At 47.1% G+C, this 16698-nt stretch carries 13 protein-coding genes; 12 read left to right on the forward strand and 1 reads right to left on the reverse strand.

Features of this window, described 5'->3' with window-relative positions; translation table 11 throughout:
• The first annotated feature begins 6 nt into the window (after nucleotides 1-6).
• From MHH63_RS10460 to MHH63_RS10485, 6 genes are all read left to right on the forward strand, one after another.
• Nucleotides 7-816 (forward strand): ABC transporter ATP-binding protein, encoded by an 810-nt coding sequence (locus MHH63_RS10460; protein WP_248548747.1) that lies wholly within the window; start codon nucleotides 7-9, stop codon nucleotides 814-816.
• Nucleotides 816-1652 carry an ABC transporter permease gene (locus tag MHH63_RS10465; RefSeq protein WP_076128364.1) on the forward strand — a complete coding sequence of 279 codons (837 nt, stop codon included), beginning with the start codon at nucleotides 816-818 and terminating at the stop codon, nucleotides 1650-1652. Before MHH63_RS10460 ends, MHH63_RS10465 begins: the two co-directional genes overlap by 1 nt.
• Before the next feature lie 93 nt (nucleotides 1653-1745).
• Nucleotides 1746-2732, forward strand: a complete 987-nt coding sequence (locus MHH63_RS10470; RefSeq protein WP_076128366.1) for an aromatic acid exporter family protein — start codon at nucleotides 1746-1748, stop codon at nucleotides 2730-2732.
• Between the two features lie 176 nt (nucleotides 2733-2908).
• Nucleotides 2909-3919 (forward strand): HD-GYP domain-containing protein, encoded by a 1011-nt coding sequence (locus tag MHH63_RS10475; protein WP_036687837.1) that lies wholly within the window; start codon nucleotides 2909-2911, stop codon nucleotides 3917-3919.
• 226 nt (nucleotides 3920-4145) lie between these two features.
• Entirely contained in the window at nucleotides 4146-4703 is a 558-nt protein-coding gene (locus MHH63_RS10480; RefSeq protein WP_036687755.1) for an outer spore coat protein CotE, read from the forward strand.
• A gap of 150 nt (nucleotides 4704-4853) precedes the next feature.
• Nucleotides 4854-6164, forward strand: coding sequence for a putative amidoligase domain-containing protein (locus tag MHH63_RS10485; protein ID WP_341171473.1), 1311 nt, complete (start codon nucleotides 4854-4856; stop codon nucleotides 6162-6164).
• 14 nt (nucleotides 6165-6178) lie between these two features.
• Here the strand turns inward: MHH63_RS10485 and MHH63_RS10490 are convergent, their stop codons facing one another.
• The gene (locus tag MHH63_RS10490) at nucleotides 6179-6976 is read right to left on the reverse strand and encodes a GNAT family N-acetyltransferase (RefSeq protein WP_076304078.1); all 798 of its coding nucleotides are present in this window, start codon (nucleotides 6974-6976) and stop codon (nucleotides 6179-6181) included.
• Nucleotides 6977-7183: 207 nt separating this feature from the next.
• Here MHH63_RS10490 and mutS point away from each other — a divergent pair, with 207 nt between their 5' ends.
• From mutS to MHH63_RS10520, 6 genes are all read left to right on the forward strand, one after another.
• Nucleotides 7184-9913 (forward strand): DNA mismatch repair protein MutS, encoded by a 2730-nt coding sequence (gene mutS, locus MHH63_RS10495; protein WP_341171474.1) that lies wholly within the window; start codon nucleotides 7184-7186, stop codon nucleotides 9911-9913.
• Between the two features lie 42 nt (nucleotides 9914-9955).
• Nucleotides 9956-11941 (forward strand): DNA mismatch repair endonuclease MutL, encoded by a 1986-nt coding sequence (mutL, locus tag MHH63_RS10500; RefSeq protein ID WP_341171475.1) that lies wholly within the window; start codon nucleotides 9956-9958, stop codon nucleotides 11939-11941.
• An 11-nt stretch (nucleotides 11942-11952) separates the two neighbouring features.
• Complete coding sequence (locus MHH63_RS10505) at nucleotides 11953-12765, forward strand: class I SAM-dependent methyltransferase (RefSeq protein WP_341171476.1); 813 nt, start codon at nucleotides 11953-11955, stop codon at nucleotides 12763-12765.
• Nucleotides 12755-13735: a tRNA (adenosine(37)-N6)-dimethylallyltransferase MiaA gene (gene miaA / locus MHH63_RS10510; RefSeq protein ID WP_175619957.1), complete on the forward strand. Its 981-nt coding sequence runs from the start codon at nucleotides 12755-12757 to the stop codon at nucleotides 13733-13735. The genes MHH63_RS10505 and miaA overlap by 11 nt, the downstream gene beginning before the upstream one ends.
• A gap of 19 nt (nucleotides 13736-13754) precedes the next feature.
• Nucleotides 13755-13994 carry an RNA chaperone Hfq gene (hfq, locus tag MHH63_RS10515; protein WP_036687741.1) on the forward strand — a complete coding sequence of 80 codons (240 nt, stop codon included), beginning with the start codon at nucleotides 13755-13757 and terminating at the stop codon, nucleotides 13992-13994.
• 139 nt (nucleotides 13995-14133) lie between these two features.
• The gene (locus MHH63_RS10520) at nucleotides 14134-16692 is read left to right on the forward strand and encodes a transglycosylase domain-containing protein (RefSeq protein WP_076190184.1); all 2559 of its coding nucleotides are present in this window, start codon (nucleotides 14134-14136) and stop codon (nucleotides 16690-16692) included.
• Nucleotides 16693-16698 lie beyond the last annotated feature (6 nt).

Genomic DNA, 16698 nt, shown 5'->3' on the forward strand with positions numbered 1-16698 from the left:
TCCTAAATGGATTTTGTTAACTATAAGGAGGGGATGACCTTGCTTCCAGTAGTGCAATTAAAGGGAGTAACGCATGCCTATCTCGGCGATCGGGAAGCTTCACTGGCCGTTGAGGATCTAAATCTTAATGTCGAGCAAGGAGAGTTCGTCAGCTTAGTAGGCCCAAGTGGCTGTGGTAAGACGACTCTCCTATCGATTATTGCCGGACTGCTGCAGCCCTCTGAGGGAGAAGTATTCGTAAATGGCCAACCCATTCTAGGCCCTTCACCTGAGGTTGGATATATGCTGCAGCAGGATTATCTTTTTCCTTGGCGGAGTATTCTTGACAATGCCGTGCTTGGACTGGAGCTTACCGGAAGCTTAAACGAAGAAAGTCATAAACGGACTTTGGAGCTGCTGCGCGAGATGGGATTAGAAGGGAAAGAACAGGCCTATCCTTCTCAGCTATCCGGAGGGATGCGGCAACGGGTGGCTCTTGTACGAACATTAGCTACCAATCCAGGACTGCTGCTGTTAGACGAGCCGTTCTCGGCACTTGATTATCAGATCAAACTTCAGCTGGAAGATTTAGTCTCAGAGACCTTACGCAGCCGGGGAACCACGGCTATTTTGGTCACGCATGATCTGTCAGAAGCGATTGCGGTCAGCAGTAGGGTTATTTTATTGCAGCGAAATCCAGGGAAGATTCGTAAAGTTTTTCCTGTTCCGGAGCTAATCCGCTCAGCCCCACCGCTGTATGCGCGTGATCAGCCAGGGTTTGCGGAGCTTTTTCATGAAGTATGGACAGAGATGGAGATCGCAGGGAGGGAAAGCTAATGAAACGAACAGAGCAAGCGGGTGTCTTAGCTTCCCGTGAACTGTGGCTGCAGCAAATGCATGTGGATTTCAAAAAAACTAAACAGCGCCGGCGTAATCAGGTTATTGCTGTAAGAAGCAGTCTGTTGCTGCTGTTCTTTGTGTTGTGGGAAGCGGGAGCAAGAATGGGCTGGATTGATGAGTTATTGTTCAGCTACCCGACAAAAATCTTCAAACAGATTTGGCAGGATATGATCAGTGGAAGCTTGTGGCCTCATTTGGGGATGACGGTAGGAGAGACTGCGGTAGGCTTTGTTCTGGGAACCTTGTTAGGAACGCTGCTGGCAGTGATTATTTGGTGGTCTCCGTTTTTATCAGCGGTGCTTGATCCGTTTATGGTTGTCTTTAACAGTATGCCGAAGGTGGCCTTGGGGCCGATTTTTATCGTAATGTTCGGGGCGGGCTTCACCGCTATCGTTGTGACAACCTTATCGATTACGGTGATTATTACTACACTTGTTGTTTACAATAGCTTTTGCAGTGTGGATCCTAATCTGGTGAAGGTGGTCCGCTCTTTTGGAGCTTCTAAAGTTCAGGTGTTTTTTAAAGTGATTCTTCCGGCATCTTTTCCAACGGTGGTCTCTACCCTAAAGGTGAATGTGGGAATGTCATGGGTCGGGGTTATCGTAGGAGAGTTTCTAGTAGCAAAATCCGGTCTTGGGTACCTGATCATATATGGATTCCAGGTGTTTAATTTCACGCTTGTAATGTCCAGTCTGCTGATTATTGCAGCCGTAGCAACGGCAATGTATCAACTGGTAGTGTATCTGGAGAAGCGCTTGTTATACCGTCGGTAAGTCTAATGTAACGTTGTGTCCATTCACAAAATCTTGTAACATGTCTATATCTTTACCTATTAACGGTTAGTGCTTTTAAGGAGAGATAGGGTTATGGGATTTCGTGTAATTAAAACAGCTGCTGCGACGTTAATGTCCGTTCTTCTCGCGTCTGCAGTAGGCATACCCAATGCACAAAGTGCAGGGCTTTTAGCCATTCTGGGTGTGGAGGTTACCTTGAAAAGGAGTTTCCGGACGATAACGGCGCGTTTTTTGGCCTCGCTCGTGGGACTCTTTTTTGGGTGTATTTTATTTTGGATATTAGGGTTTCATTACTGGGTACTTGGACTGTACGTTCTTGTTGGCTTTCCGATGATTGTGAAGTCTGGCTACAAGGAAGGGATTGTCACTAGCTCTGTTATTGTGTTTCGTGTGTTTGGACAAGCTGAGTTATCGCTACATGTGTTGTTGCAGCAAGTAGAGCTACTGGCCATAGGTCTCGGTTCAGCGGGGGTGGTCAACTTAATTTACATGCCACAGACTGGGGGAGTTATTTATGGAATCCGCAAGGAAGTGGATCGATACTTTTCAGTTATTTTTACTCAAATGGCCCGTACTTTGCGTGAGCCTGCGTATATGTGGGATGGCAAAGAATTAATTGATGCGGATAATGCAGTGCAGCGGGGATTGACAGCAGCTACTCGCGAGATGGAGAATCATGTAATTCATCCTGATGAAGCTTGGAATGTCTATTTCTATATGCGTAAGGAGCAGCTGGAATCGATACAAAGCATGATGCAGCTGATTTCTCAAGTATATCGCCATTTACCGCATGGAGAGATGGTAGCTGAATTGTTCGACCAGCTTAGCGGAGATGTTTTGGCTGAAGAATATACAGGCCGCACGGAACATTTGCTGGAAGAGCTTGAACATGAGTTTGAAAGCATGGATTTGCCAGAGACACGTGAGGAATTTGAAGTGCGATCAGCGATTCTGCAGCTTTGCAGAGAATTGGCACTTTATTTAAAAATTGCGAAACGCCATAAAATACCGGTCAGTTATAAGCCTGAGAAACGTTTGCTCACCCGGAAAAAAGCTTAAAATTAGGCTTTAATAAAGTGAAGTATTAACATTCGCCCCTGAAATCACGATAAAATATGTATGAACTAAAAGTTGATCTTCGAAAGGGATTAACAATTATAGGGTGAGTTCAAATTCAAGCAGGGAATTCATATACGAATTTTCCGCATTGGCAGGTGAGGCGTATGGACAAAGATATGGAATCATTTATCGGAAAACAACTTGTAGCTAACCTCTTTAATGACAAAGGAGTATTTGTTTTACCCGCATTGACTTTATTGAGTGCTGAACATATTAGATTAATTCGTCAACATAAGATCACTCTGGAATCTCATGACGTCGTCCAGCTGGATAGCGCGGAATTTTTCCAGCTTGCAATTGATGATTGTACAGCTGCGATTGAGAATATTTTTGAACAGATTCGTCATAACAAAAATAAAAGAATTCCTATGCTGGAAGTTAGAAATGAAGTGATTCCGTTTATCCAGCAGGTAAGCGAAAAGAATGACTTTTACGGAGTATTGGCTGCTTTGCAGACCAAAGATGATTATACATACAGACATAATGTAGCTGTGGGCATAATATCTACCCTGCTAGGCAAATGGCTGAAGCTAAAGTCTGAGGATTTGAGCATGTTGACCATTGCAGCGACTCTTCACGATATCGGCAAAATGAGAATCCCGGATGACATATTAACTAAGCCCGGTCCATTATCTGACGAAGAGTTTCAGCTGATGAAAAAGCATACGACCTTTGGGTATGAGATGATCAGGGATACGGTAGGCACAAACCATACCCAAGCGCTAGTAGCCTTACAGCATCATGAAAGAATGGACGGCAGTGGTTATCCATTTGGTGTGCTTGGGAACCGGATTACTGATTTCAGTAAAATCGTTGCTGTGGCTGATGTGTTTCACGCGATGACTTCCGACCGATTTTATCGTAAAGCGGCTCCTTTATACGAAGTATTACTGCAAATGGAGGAGAGCGTGTTCGGTAAGCTCGACCCTTATATTTGCAGAGTGTTTATTAATAAGTTAATGCAGTCAATGCTAGGGAACGAAGTGGAATTGACAGATGGACGAAAAGGAAAAATTGTTATGATTCTTGCTACAGACCCTTTGCGGCCACTGGTGAATATTGATGAGGATTTTATTGACTTAAGCAAACATAGATCACTTGGAATTGTGCGGGTAATCCCGCAATAGCTGGTGTTTTAGGGTTTTTTGAGGGGGTAGGAATGGCTCCGGAACAGGTTGGACCATTTTTGGAATCTACTCATATATGTACAAAATTTGAAATAAAATGAACTATGAGTCTCCTGAAAAAGCCTTCTTGAGGGCTTACTCAAATTTATTTATAGTCTAACAATCAACAAATGCCTAGAACCTGCATACACTTGATAGTGAATGATTGTATGGAGGAGGTTCAAAGATGTCATTAAGCCATAAACGTCAAACAAGGGAGATCATTACGAAGGCAATTTGCGGCAAAGGTCGTAAGTTCTCTACAGCAACCCATACCGTGACTCCGCCACATCATCCGACTAGTATTTTGGGGGCTTGGATTATCAACCACCAATACGAAGCGGTTGCCGCCGGGAACGGAATCGAAGTAATTGGTACTTATGATGTAAACATCTGGTACTCGTACGACAAGAACAAGCAGACCGAGGTAGCAAAGGAAACAGTCTCTTATGTGGAGCTCATTCCGCTTTCCTACCTGGACACGAGACACCGCACTTCAACAGTTGAGGTCTCTGCGGAGGCAACGCAGGAACCCAACTGTGTAGAAGCGGGCGTATCGCCAGGCGGAGGCAGTGTGACACTTCGCGTAGAGCGCGAATTCGAAGTGGAGTTGGTGGCTGAGACCAAAGTCCGCGTGTATGTCACTGAGCAAAGTGATGATCCAGAAGACAAGGATTATGATTTTGAAGGTGATAGCTTCGATTACGATGATCTGGACCCTGACAATCTGGATGATGAGCTGTAAGGAAGGATACGCCGCCGTTAACTGAGTATCAATGGGTTATGGTCCATTATATGTAGGGAGTGCGGCGGCGTAGAGGGCGAATGCCCTCCTTTTTTTTATTTATTTTTAGGATGAAAAAAGGTTCACGCTCGGATGGAGGCGCTAAAGAGTATGAATGAAGGTCTTAAGGTGTATTCAGAATTGTCTGTGGCAGAGAGAGAGTCTAGATTGCTTAGAAGCGGGGTTGAAGCAACGCTGACGCCATCTGGAAAACATTTTGTCGATACATATGCTTCGGATGCTACTGAGAAGGGTCACAGGCAGTGTTATAAGATATTGGTTTATCATTTGACTGTCCTCCACATCTCTTTGCTTGGAGCAGGTCTTGGAATGCGTGCGGCCACCGATAATTACAGCGAAGCAGTGAGGATTGCTAATGCCGAGAGCAATACCACGGGAGGCCGAGTGCGGGGAGAGCTTCGCGGGGTGATGAAATTGCTCCAGCGGATTGCTGTCCGCACGCTGTACAGCTTGGGGCTGGATAGCGGTGAGGTCCTGCTGAGGGCAATGGGGAACCGGAGGTATGTGGTGGAGGGAGTCACTCCACTAGTAAAGACCTCCGGGCAACGATTGCCCGAGCCTTATCGGTCCGCAGCGCTAGCGCTGGAACGAAAGCTGGCTCTGGAGCAGCCGGTCCGCAGCGGCCTGCTGATGGGCATGGACCCGGAGTTTATCATCCTCCGGGAATCCACCGGCCGCGTCGTGCCTGCGTCGCGGTACCTGCCCACGGACGGCGTCGCTGGCTGCGACGCCGGACCTCCGGGAACGCGCGGCGCGTTCCCGGTCGCCGAGCTGCGCCCTCAGCCGCGCGGGGAACCGCGCGCACTGCTGGCGCAGCTGATGTCCGCCGCGGCGCTGGCGGACCGGCTCATCGCCGACCGCTCGCTGCGCTGGCGGGCGGGAGGCATGCCGCTGACGGGCTGGGCCCTCGGCGGCCATCTGCACTTCAGCGGCGTGACGCTGACGGCGCCGCTGCTGCGCGCGCTCGATAACTATCTCGCGCTGCCCATGCTTCTGCTCGAAGACGTCCGCGCAGGGGCGCGTCGTCCCCGATACGGCGTGCTCGGCGATTTCCGGACTCAGCCGCATGGCGGCTTCGAGTACCGGACCTTGCCGAGCTTCCTGGTATCCCCGGTCATCGCTAAAGGCGCGGTCTATCTGGCTCACCTAATCGTGAGCCATTATGAGGACCTGACGCAACGCCCGCTCGACCGGGAAGACCTGCATATCGCCTACTACAGCGGCGATAAATCTCCGCTGCGCGCCGCAATCCCCCCATTGCTGGCGCAGCTGCGTTCCCTAGGCGGCTACGAGATTGCCGCCCCCTATATCGAGCCTTTATTCGAATATATTGCCGCTGAACGGACGTGGGATGAATCACGGGATATACGTGAGTTATGGTGCAGCAAAGTAAAAGTGTGATTTTACTATTTGGTCTACATGTTAACAATGGTCCATGAACCGATATCTTGAAAACCAAGTCGTTTATAAATAACTCCGGCATGTGGGTTGTCATAAAAGAGGCACAATGACTTTCCTTCATGGAGCAGGTCTGCACATAGCTGTGCCATTACGCGCGAAGCAAGGCCTTGCTCTCTGAATGCTTGATGTGTGGCAACCCCTACAATCATCGCTGACATGGAATTTTCCGCTGAAGTTGAAGCGGTGACAATGACCTTATCTTCCCGTTCTATATAATAGGTGCGGCCGGTGTTGCTTTCCAGCGTTTTACGCAGGCTGGTTCTTGAACCATTCCGGCTGCTTTCAAATTCTTCAATGGTATCCGTGAGTGCGCAAATCGCTTCTACATCCTGAACCGTAGCTTTTTTAATAGGCTCAGCTGAAGAGAAGGACTCACTTATTTTATTGTTCATTTCTTTTAATTCAGCAAAATACAGCTGTTTTACTTGTTTGAAATTAATTTCCCCGTCAAAAGCCTTCACCACCTCTGAGGCTCCGGAGATCATATGTATGTCATTATCCTTTCGGATAATCTCAGCGAACCCCTCGACATCAAAAGGGCCATCTGCATAAGGAAGGTAACTTCTATAGAAGCGCAGCAGAACGGCTTTTATCCGCCCGTCGGCTGGATCAATCTCTCCCCATAAATCCATGAAATCCTGCTCAAACCCAAAATTCTCCACATCGCCAATGATAAATAAATTAAGCGCCGGCTCTTTCCGCAGCAATGCCATCAGCAGCTCTTGATCATCCTTCGTTAGCTTTCGTATCATATTGTATTCTCCTTTGATTTTTATATGGGCTGACGCTCTGTGTTAAGATTTTACAATATTTAAAAGCAGAAGAATATACCTCATGTAAGTGTTTGTCTGATAAGTATTCTAGTCTTTCGTTGTACTAATGTGAGGTTTCAGGGTAACTTTGTCCATCAATTTTCTGTTATAATGGGGGACAGCATTAAATAGGCATGGAGGTTGACCATGGCACAATATACGCCGATGATAGAGCAATATTTAAAGGTAAAGGAAGGGGCTAAGGATGCCTTCCTATTTTTTAGACTGGGCGATTTCTATGAAATGTTCTTTGAAGATGCCATTTTGGCTTCCAAGGAGCTTGAGATTACGTTGACAGGCCGCGAAGGCGGGGGCGAGGAGAAAATCCCTATGTGTGGAGTGCCTTACCACGCCGCCGAGGGATATATTCAACGCCTGATAGAAAAAGGATATAAAGTCGCCATTTGTGAGCAGTTAGAGGATGCTTCAGTCACTAAAGGCATGGTGAAGCGGGATATTGTACGCGTCGTGACACCAGGAACCGTGATGGATGGAAAAATCATTGCTGACAAGAGCAATAACTACCTCGTTTGCGTCACCGAAAGTGACGGAATGATGGCATTAGCTGCCTGCGATTTAACAACTGGTGAGCTGTATGTTACTTCGGTATTATCTGGAGCCGAATGGCTGCGTGATGAGATTGGCATTTATGAACCGGCTGAGATCATCGGAGACGCTGCACTTTTGGAGATCCTGCGAAGCGAAACGCCGCTGTTAGCCAAACCTGTAGTTTACACCCCTTGGGAGAAACGCGAGGAGGAGCTGGCACGTCGTCAGTTCGGTGAAGCGGCATGGGTACGTCTAGAGAAGGAACGTGGACAATGTCTGGCGCTTCTGATCTCTTATCTGAATGAGACCCAGCGACGTTCGTTAGGGCAGCTTAGTCAGATTTCTCCTTATGAACCAGGCAATTATATGATTCTAGATCCATTTACACGCCGGAATCTTGAACTAACCGAGACGGTTCGCGAACGCTCCAAAAAAGGATCCCTGCTCTGGCTGCTGGATCGAACGGAAACGTCGATGGGCGCCCGTCTGTTGCGTCGCAGAATTGATAAGCCGCTATTGCAGCGAGCTCCGATCGAACGGCGCCTAGAGGCTGTCGATTATTTGTACAATCAGTTTATCGTTCGCGAGGACCTGCGTTTAGCGCTTAAAGAAATTTATGATTTGGAGCGTTTGGTGGGTCGTATTGCTTTTGGCAGTGCCAATGGCCGTGATATGAATGCTCTGAAATTATCGCTGGCACAAATTCCTGCATTGAAGGATTTATGTATGACCTCCGGTTCAGCTACTTTACGAGAGATCGGTGCAAGTATGGATGAATGCGCTGAGCTGCGAGAGGATATTGATCGCGCAATCGTCGAGGATGCCCCGGTGTCTGTGCGCGACGGTGGAATTATCCGTTCCGGTTATCATGAACGTTTGGACGAGCTTAGGGAAGCTAGCAGTAACGGTAAACGTTGGATCGCTGAATTGGAAGCTAAGGAAAGACAGGCCACTGGCATTAAGTCACTGAAGATCGGCTATAACAAAATCTTCGGTTATTTCATAGAGATCACCAAATCCAATCTGGCTGCACTGCCGGAAGGACGATATGAACGTAAGCAGACGCTTGCCAACGCAGAGCGTTTTGTCACACCTGAGCTTAAAGAGAAGGAAGCACTCATTCTTGAAGCTCAGGATAAAATGACGGATTTGGAATACAGCCTCTTTACCGAGCTGCGTGATCGCATCAGCGGGCAAATTCCCCGCCTGCAAAATCTTGCGGAAAAGGTTGCCGAGATTGATGTGTATCAATGCTTGGCGGCAGTTAGTGCCGAACATCGTTTTGTGAAGCCAGTCCTTTCGGATGGTTATGATCTTCGGCTTGAAGGGGGCCGTCATCCCGTTGTGGAGGCGGTGCTTAAAGATTCTGCTTTTATTGCAAATGGAAGCACGCTGAGTAAGGAAGAAGGTAATATTCTTCTAATTACAGGTCCTAATATGGCGGGAAAAAGTACTTACATGCGTCAGGTGGCGCTGATCTGCATCATGGCTCAGATTGGATGTTTTGTACCAGCAAACAGTGCTGAAGTTCCGCTTATAGACCGGATCTTTACTCGTATTGGAGCAGCTGATGATTTGATCGGTGGACAAAGTACATTTATGGTGGAAATGGCTGATATCCAGGTTATGACAGAGAAAGCAACAGCTCGTAGCTTGATTATTATTGATGAGCTGGGAAGAGGTACCTCGACCAGTGAAGGTATGGCCATCGCTCAGGCGGTTATTGAATATGTACATGATGTTATTTCTTGCAAAGCTCTAGTTTCGACGCATTTTCATGAATTGGCTCATTTGGAAGGGAGTCTTAAAGGACTGCGGAATTACTCTATGGCTGTTCAAGAGAGCGGTGATAAAGTTAACTTCCTGCGCAAGCTAGTTCCTGGAGCGGCTGACAGCAGCTATGGGATCTATTGTGCACGTCTTGCGGGTCTTCCTGAAGGGATTATTGATCGAGCTTATGGTCTCTTGCAGAGCATTGAGCAGGCAGCCCATCCTGGTGGTTCTGAAGTTCATTACGGGGGAAGCCTCGAAAGACAGGCGGCTGTAAGAGAAGTTGCTAGCGCATCCTCGATAGCGCAAGCCGTAAGTGTCATCACTGAGGCACCTGTAGAAAATGAGGTTGTTCAGTTGTCTATCTTTGGTGAGGAAGAACCACGCAAGAATCGCAAAGGTAGTGCACATCAAGTTGCGGTAACTGAAATCCAAGAGAATCCTGCGCTAAAAGAGTTCATTTCTTCTGTGCGTGACGCTGATCTTATGAATATGACGCCGCTGCAGGCGATGAGTCTGTTGAACGAGCTGAAGATGAAGGTTAAGGATCTGCAATAAAGATTTTATAATAATTGATTGCCTAAATAAGAGGTGAATGAAATGGCCAAAATTCATATATTGGACGAGCATATTGCCAACCAGATAGCTGCGGGTGAAGTAGTAGAGCGGCCAGCTTCAGTTGTAAAGGAGCTTGTCGAGAATGCAATTGACGCTGGCAGTACAAGAATTGAGGTATCGGTAGAAGAGGGGGGCTTGCAGAGCATCCGCGTTAAAGATAATGGCTCCGGGATTGATCCTGAAGATTGCGAGACCGCCTTTTACCGGCATGCTACAAGTAAAATTCTGAATGGCCGCGATCTATTTCAAATCACAAGCTTAGGCTTCCGCGGAGAGGCACTTCCCAGTATTGCCGCGGTCTCCAAGGTATCGCTTCTAACTGCAACTGCCGATGACGGCAAAGGGCGCCTAGTAGACATTGAGGGTGGCAATCTCATACGAAATGAGGACGCTCCTTCCGGCCGGGGAAGTGATCTTGCCGTTCGTGAATTGTTTTTTAATACGCCGGCAAGGCTGAAATATATGAAGAGTATTCAGACGGAGCTGGGCCATATCTCAGATGCCATGTACCGCATGGCGCTGGCTCATCCGGGGATCTCTTTTACCTTGCATCATAATGGCAATCAGCTGCTGCATACGCTCGGAAATGGTGATCTGCTGCAGGTCATCGCAGCTGTTTACGGAACCAATGCCGCCAAAGCAATGCTGCCGATTACGGCAGAAGACTTGGATTATCGGATTTCCGGATATATTAGTCGTCCAGAATGGACACGTTCCAATCGAAATGCAATCACTACTATTGTCGGTGGACGTTATATTCGCAGTAATGGACTGAACGCAGCAATCATGCGTGCTTATCACACCTTGCTTCCGATTAACCGTTATCCGTTATTAGTTCTTGAACTGGATATGCACCCCTCTTTGGTAGATGTCAATGTACATCCAGCAAAACTCGAGGTTAGATTCAGTAAGGAGAATGAGCTTTACACCTTTGTTGAGCAGGAGATCCGCAAAATACTGCTGGGGCAAAGTCTGATTCCACGTCCAAGCAAGGAAACAATCGGACCCAAGGGCAGCAGCTCCTTTATCCAGGAGCAATTTGCTTTTTCCAAAGGAGCTGTTCCGCCGTCATCTTCGAATGGTGATGAGAAGGATACAGCCCCTACGGGATCTGCCAGCTTCTTAAGTGGACTACAGTCATCGAACCCTGACCGTATTTCCCGTGATTTTAGCAAGGATGGTCAGGCGGATCATCAGGTAGCTCGCGAGGTAGCTCCAGCTTACGGATCAGGCTATCCGTCTTCATCTTCGCAGGGGCGCCAAACTAATGCGAATACTAGTTATTTCAATAGCTATCGCCCGCAAGAAACGTCAATGGCGCAGAAGCAGCTCCCTTCGGTTGAGAAGCTATGGGCTCCACCACAACAAGAAGAGCCTGGACTTCCGGCCTTTCCTGAGCTTAATTATATAGGCCAGCATCATGGGACCTATATTATTGCCCAGAATGATGGAGGACTCTATTTAATCGATCAGCATGCGGCACATGAACGTATTAATTACGAATACTTCTATGAGAAATTTGGTCGGCCGGAGGATGCCTCACAGGAGCTGCTACTGCCGATTACACTGGAGTTCACGCCTTCTGAAAGTCGTCAGCTTAGTGAACGTCTACATTGGTTTCAGCAGGCCGGGGTATACCTTGAGCACTTTGGCGGACAGACCTTTCTTGTTCGTTCTTTGCCCTATTGGTTTCCTGAAGGGGATGAGAAGGCGGTCGTTGAAGAAATGGCGGAGTGGGTCTTAAGCGAGCGTATGATTGATCTTGCGAAGCTACGAGAAAAGTCATCGATTCTGTGTTCATGTAAAGCCTCGATTAAGGCCAACCATAAACTAACAGAACAGGAAGTGGAGGCTCTGTTGTCCCGACTGGCAGAGTGCAAACAACCGTATACTTGCCCACATGGACGGCCGATTGTGATCTCTTTTTCATCCTATGATTTAGAGAAATTGTTCAAGCGGGTTATGTAATTATACATTTTTTGAAATTTGTTAAGAGCAAGACTGGAGGCACCATGATTATAACTACGGGGTATAGCCCGATAATGGAAATAGTAGAACGCGCGCAAAGCCTTGCGGAGAGAACGGGTTGTAGTTATGCTCCACGTGAGAAGCTCTCCATTACAAGGATGGTTGAACATTACGGAGATGAGGATATTCTGATTCTATCTCAGGACGCTGTTCGACTACACCGCTTAGGAATGGAGCCTATGGAGTTTCATCCGAGCATGGGCTTCGTTCGCGCTAAACGAATTCTAAAGGGTGAGATCGAGCCGATGCTTGTTGCGGCTCGAATGCTTCCCGGAGATAGCGTATTGGATTGTACAGCTGGATTAGGAGCTGACTCCTTACTGTTTGCTGTACATGGTGGTGAGTCCTCAGAGGTTACCGCTTTGGAGAGCTCATTACCGCTGTACGCACTGCTCAGTGAAGGGATGTCTCATTACATCTCTGGGCAAGTAAAGGTCAATGAGGCTTTACGCAGAGTTAATGTTGTGCATAGTGAACATTTGGATTATTTACGGTCTCAACCAGATCGAAGTGTGGATATTGTTTACTTTGATCCTATGTTTCGCGTGCCTCTGACGGGTTCTGCCTCGATTTCCCCGCTGCGGCAATTCGCTAACCGTGCAGCCTTATCGACAGAGAGTGTAGCCGAAGCGGTTAGGGTCGCCCGTAAGACTGTTCTTTTAAAAGAAAAGGCTTTGAGTGGGGAATTTGAACGCCTAGGGTTTACTGAGCTGCTCCGAAGCAACTCCAAAACATCGTACGGGGTGATACACATTGACAACTAAAGAAAGGCATAAGGTTCTAGTGCTGTTAGGACCAACTGCCGTAGGCAAAACCCGGTTAAGTCTGGAGCTGGCAGCGGCTTATAACGCTGAGATTATTTCCGGCGATTCGATGCAGGTTTATCGTGGTATGGATATTGGTACAGCTAAGATTACACCCGCCGAAATGAACGGCATTCCCCATCACCTGATCGATATTCATGATCCGCAGGATGCGTATTCTGCCGCTGAATTTCAAGAGCAGGGCACTAGACTCATCGAGGAGATAAGCGCTAGAGGGAAGCTTCCCTTTATCGTAGGGGGGACTGGACTGTATATTGAGTCTTTATGTTACGGCTTTCAGTTCTCGGAAGCAGTGGCTGATGAAGCTTTCCGTAAAGAGCAGGATCAATTTGCGGAAGAACATGGAGCGCTTGCACTGCATGCCAGACTCGAGGCGGTTGATCCAGTCAGCGCAGCCAAACTTCATCCTAACGACCGTCGCAGAATTATCCGTGCACTGGAAATTCAACACCAGACAAACACTACACTTTCCGCTTCTCATGCTGCTCAAAAGAAGGAATCTCCCTATGACTTATGTCTCATAGGTTTGACAATGGACCGGAAAATACTATATAAACGTATTGAGGACCGAATTGATAGCATGCTGGCGGATGGTCTCGTTGCTGAGGTGAAGGGACTGCTGGATAACGGTTACAGCAGAAGCCTTGTGTCCATGCAGGGATTGGGTTACAAGGAAATTGCCGCTTACCTGGCGGGAGAGCTGACGCTGGAAGAAGCTGTGATACTGCTTAAACGCGATACTCGCCGATTCGCCAAAAGACAGTTGTCATGGTTTCGCCACATGAAGGAAATCGAGTGGATCGATGTCGAAGGTGAACAAAACTTTTCTGAGAATTTCTCAAAAATACGTGGTATAATAGCAGGAAAGTTTCTCTCAGGTCTTGAATATACTTCTGAACAATCTAATTGAACCATTGGGGGTACGTCATATGAACAAGTCCATTAACATCCAAGATACATTCTTGAACCAACTACGCAAAGAAAATATCCCTGCTACGGTATATCTGACCAACGGTTTTCAAATCCGGGGAATAATTAAAGCATTCGACAATTTTACAATCGTCATTGACAGTGATGGACGCCAGCAAATGGTGTATAAACACGCAATTTCCACGTTCACACCACAACGTAGTGTATCACTGATGCAAGACAGCAGTAGTGAAGAATAACATTTATCAAAAATGAATTGAAACCTTTCTTGTTTATAAATCGTTTGAATAGAGTGTGAGAGAGCAACCTGTGAAGGTTGTTCTTTTCATTCATGGCAGACCATTTATGTTTATTTCCGAAAGGGAGTCAGGAGGCATTATGTCTAGAGACGATACATCCAGGACGAATCACAATAGAGATAGAGGATCGTCCAGTTCCAAATCAAAACCAAAATCAAAACCAAAAAAGAAAAAGAAATTTTTGACGAAGAAGCGTGTGCTGTGGAGCTTGTTCTTCGCTACGGCATTGGCCATTTTCTGTGCATTAGGTGGATATCTGTTCATTATGCTAAATGGTCAAAAGCTTCTGCTTGAGAACCAGGATAAGCTAACAGTGAATGAAACGACTAAGGTATATGACCGCAATGCTAATTTAATCGGCGAATTATCACTGGAGAAAAGTGATCCAGTAGAGTATGAAGAAATTCCACCGTTATTGGTTAACGCTTTTGTAGCCACAGAGGACAAACGTTTCTTCGAACATTCTGGTGTGGATTTATGGTCGATTGGCCGGGCAGCAGTAAAGGATATAGCCGCACGAAGTATGGTAGAGGGCGGTAGTACCATTACTCAACAGCTCGCCAAAAACATCTTCCTGACAAGGGACAAGACGTTTTTCCGTAAAGCAACTGAGGTGTCGATTGCCGTAGCTCTGGAGAATCAGAAATCTAAAGAAGAGATTATTACCATGTATCTGAACCGGATTAACTTCGGGGGTACAATTTACGGAATTAAAGCAGCGTCAGTAAGATATTTTGGTAAAAGTGATTTGAGTCAGCTTAAGGTTTGGGAAATCGCGACATTGGCGGCCATGCCAAAAGGCCCGTCTCGTTACAACCCGCTGCGTAACCCTGATCTTTCGAAGGAACGCCGGGCAGTAGTGCTTCAGCTTATGTATGAGCAAGGGTACATTACGGAGCAGGAAAGAGACGAAGCAAAAGCCGTAGATTATAACTATAAGCCGCCAGAAAAGAAACAGCGTTATCAAGCATTTATTGATTTTGCAGTAGATGAGGCGGAAGAAAAATTTGGATTGTCAGAAGATGATCTGAATATCGGCGGATACAAAATTTACACTACCATGGATAAGCATGCTCAAGAAACGGTTGAAGATGCTTTTGCAGATAGTGATAATTTTGAAAAGAGTGTAGATGAAGAGCTGGTACAAGGCTCAATGACGATTGTGAATCAGGAGAATGGCAGCATTGTCGCACTCCTTGGCGGACGGAATTATGAGAAAAAAGGCTACAGTCGTGTAACTGGCAGCCGTCGTTCTCCAGGTTCTGCTTTCAAACCAATTGTCTCTTATGCTCCAGCGCTGGAAACTGGGAAATTCACCATGAATTCAACGCTAAGCAACGAGAAGCAATGTTTCGCGAACTATTGTCCAACCAACCTGCACGGATATTCTAAGAGCATCAACATGAGTGATGCCATTCAGAAATCAGAGAATATTCCGGCTGTTTGGCTGCTCAATGAAATTGGTGTGAATACCGGATTTAAATTTGCCAAGAAACTAGGCATTGGATTGGAAGATGAGGATAAGAACCTATCGCTGGCTCTTGGAGGCATGAGCAAAGGGACCAATACGCTGGAAATGGCGCAAGCCTACAGCGCTTTTGCAAATGGCGGCGAACTAAGAGAGGCTTATTCCATTAAATCCATCTCTGATAGCAGTGGTGAGACGGTCTACAAAGCGAATACAACGCCTGAGCGAGTGATGAGTAAGGAAACAGCTTATCAAATGACTGAGATGATGCAGAAGGTCGTGGAGAGCGGTACGGGTAGAAAAGCTAGGATTGACCGTCCTGTTGCCGGTAAGACCGGTACGACGCAAAGTGGATATTCTGGAATCAGCTCGAACCGTGATGTATGGTTTGTAGGCTATACGCCAGAATGGACTGCAGCAGTCTGGATGGGTTACGACAAGCCAAGTAAAAAGCATCTGCTTAAGAACAGCAGTCCGCTTGCCGCTGCTTTCTGGGGTAAGGTCATGGAGGAAGCGCTGAAGGATGTTCCTAAGAAATCCTTCCCGCAGCTCGATAACGAGATTGCTCCTGAGCCTACTGAAACACCAGAAACAGCTCAGACCGTTACTGGACTATCAGCAGCATATGATCCTTCTACGATGACTGTAAATCTCAATTGGGAGGCAGTTCCTGTTGCCGGCGTTGAGTATCGTATTTATCGTAGAGAGACATCGGAAGCTGAATTTGGCTCACTGTTAAATACAGTGACTACCAGCGCAGGCGATTTTAGTGCACTGCCTGGTTTGGTTTACGAGTATTATGTAACTTCTTATGACCCTGCGCTAAAAGTGGAGAGCGAGCCCTCCAATGTGGTTAGTGTATCCGTGCAGGATGAAATGCCGACCCCTGAACCCACCATAGATCCTAATCTTCCGACCCCGACCCCAGAGGACGGTGGCAACAACGGAGAGAATGGAAATGGTGGCAATAACGGAGGCGGCAATGAGGGAGGCGGAAATGACGGTGGTACTACAATCCCTGAAATCACCCCGCCACCGCCAACACCAATGCCGACCCCAACTCCAGAACCCACTATCGGGGGAGAGGGTTCCGGCGATGAGAGTGGGAATGTATCCACAAACCCTGATCCAGAGACAGGTTTTGTGAACGGGGATTCTTCCACTCAATAAAACGAA

The organism is Paenibacillus sp. FSL H3-0310 (genome assembly GCF_038002785.1).
Taxonomy (GTDB): Bacteria; Bacillota; Bacilli; order Paenibacillales; family Paenibacillaceae; genus Paenibacillus_AQ; species Paenibacillus_AQ odorifer.

What these genes read in the sequence shown, in the direction of transcription:
- MHH63_RS10460 (WP_248548747.1), top strand. Translation starts at nt 7, where the DNA reads ATGGATTTTGTTAACTATAAGGAGGGGATGACCTTGCTTCCAGTAGTG.
- MHH63_RS10465 (WP_076128364.1), top strand. Translation starts at nt 816, where the DNA reads ATGAAACGAACAGAGCAAGCGGGTGTCTTAGCTTCCCGTGAACTGTGG.
- MHH63_RS10470 (WP_076128366.1), top strand. Translation starts at nt 1,746, where the DNA reads ATGGGATTTCGTGTAATTAAAACAGCTGCTGCGACGTTAATGTCCGTT.
- MHH63_RS10475 (WP_036687837.1), top strand. Translation starts at nt 2,909, where the DNA reads ATGGAATCATTTATCGGAAAACAACTTGTAGCTAACCTCTTTAATGAC.
- MHH63_RS10480 (WP_036687755.1), top strand. Translation starts at nt 4,146, where the DNA reads ATGTCATTAAGCCATAAACGTCAAACAAGGGAGATCATTACGAAGGCA.
- MHH63_RS10485 (WP_341171473.1), top strand. Translation starts at nt 4,854, where the DNA reads ATGAATGAAGGTCTTAAGGTGTATTCAGAATTGTCTGTGGCAGAGAGA.
- MHH63_RS10490 (WP_076304078.1), bottom strand. Translation starts at nt 6,976, where the DNA reads ATGATACGAAAGCTAACGAAGGATGATCAAGAGCTGCTGATGGCATTG.
- mutS (WP_341171474.1), top strand. Translation starts at nt 7,184, where the DNA reads ATGGCACAATATACGCCGATGATAGAGCAATATTTAAAGGTAAAGGAA.
- mutL (WP_341171475.1), top strand. Translation starts at nt 9,956, where the DNA reads ATGGCCAAAATTCATATATTGGACGAGCATATTGCCAACCAGATAGCT.
- hfq (WP_036687741.1), top strand. Translation starts at nt 13,755, where the DNA reads ATGAACAAGTCCATTAACATCCAAGATACATTCTTGAACCAACTACGC.
- MHH63_RS10520 (WP_076190184.1), top strand. Translation starts at nt 14,134, where the DNA reads ATGTCTAGAGACGATACATCCAGGACGAATCACAATAGAGATAGAGGA.